The organism is Corallococcus sp. AB049A (assembly GCF_003668885.1).
In the GTDB taxonomy this organism is placed as follows: domain Bacteria; phylum Myxococcota; class Myxococcia; order Myxococcales; family Myxococcaceae; genus Corallococcus; species Corallococcus interemptor.
This window is the reverse complement of the sequence record NZ_RAWL01000803.1, coordinates 1-1,256: the sequence shown is the minus strand read 5'-3', so window position 1 is coordinate 1,256 and position 1,256 is coordinate 1. Positions and strand designations below refer to the sequence as shown.

General features: G+C 73.6%; 1 protein-coding gene. It reads right to left on the bottom strand.

Features of this window, described 5'->3' with window-relative positions; translation table 11 throughout:
- Nucleotides 1-1,256 (bottom strand): collagen binding domain-containing protein (locus tag D7X55_RS39510; protein ID WP_199747348.1); only part of this gene is annotated, 1,256 nt, incomplete at both ends.

The window sequence follows — 1,256 nt, the reverse complement described above, 5'->3', positions numbered from 1 at the left end:
GCATGAGCATGTGTGCGTACACGGGCGGGGGAGCGCCTTCCGGGCGCTTCTGTTCCGGTGGGCGCAGCGACAGGGCCGCGTCCGCCAGCGGCTTGCCCGCGGCGTCGGTGACGTGGCCCTCCACGAGGACGGCGGGGGAGAGGACGAACTCCAGCGGAGGGCCGCCCGGGGCCACCGTGCGGTTCGCGGTGAGGTCCAGGAGCCGGTCCGCCTCCACCTTGAAGGTGTAGTCGCGCGCCTGGAGCGGGCCCACGCGCAAGCGGCCGTCCGCGTCCGTGGTGCCGAGCGGCTGCACGAAGTCCACGTCACCGTCATCTTGAAGGCTGGCGCTGATCTCCGCGCCGGGCACGGGCTTGCCGGCGGTGTCGCGCACGATGGCCTCGACGAAGAAGGAGGTGCCCAGGCGCAGCGTCACCTGGGCCTCGCGCTGGTCCTCCGTGAGCGTCACCGTCTCGCGCGCCTGGAGGCCGCCCTGCTCCGCCTCCAGGAGGTAGTCGTCGGGGGACAGGCCGTCGAAGGTGAAGCGCCCCTGGGCGTCGGTGGTGGTGGCGCGCTCGCTCCTGCGTTCCGTGACGGTGGCGCCGGCGACGGGCTGCTCGCCATCCACCACGGTGCCCACGATGCGCCGGGGGTTGAACAGGACGATGTCGTCGGAGAGGGCGTCCGGGGCCAGGTCTCCCAGCCACCCGGTGAGCTTCCCGGGGTGGACGGCGAGGAGGCTGTAGGTGTCCTCGCCGGGCAGGGGGCCCACGGAGAAGCGGCCGTCCGCGCCGGTCTTCGTCTCGAAGTAGCGCGCCGTGCCGGTGTGCAGCACCGTCACCCGGGCTTGTGAGAGCGGGGCGCCGTCCTCGTCCACCACGCGGCCGGTGAGCGCGCTGCTGGCTGCAAGCTCCAGCGTTACGTCCTTCGTGCCGGTGGCGACGTCCTCCCGGAGGCCCGCGCCCTGCGAGCCCAGGGCCCAGAGGGTGACCGTGCCCTGGGGCAGGCCCTCCAGGGTGAAGGTGCCGTCCTGCGCGGACGTGGTGCGCGACAGGACGAAGGCCCCGCCCCGGTGGGCCTCCACCAGCTCCCGGACCCAGCGTGAGGCGGTGACGGACTCGCAGTCCTCCGAGACCAGGGAGACGCCGGGCTGGCTCGTGTCACACGGCAGCTCCGTCAGGGTCTCCCCGGGTAGGGCGACGGAGGCGGAGACCTCGATGCCGGCGACGGGCTGGCCCTGGAGGTTGATGACGCGGCCCTGGACCTGGAGGGCGCCC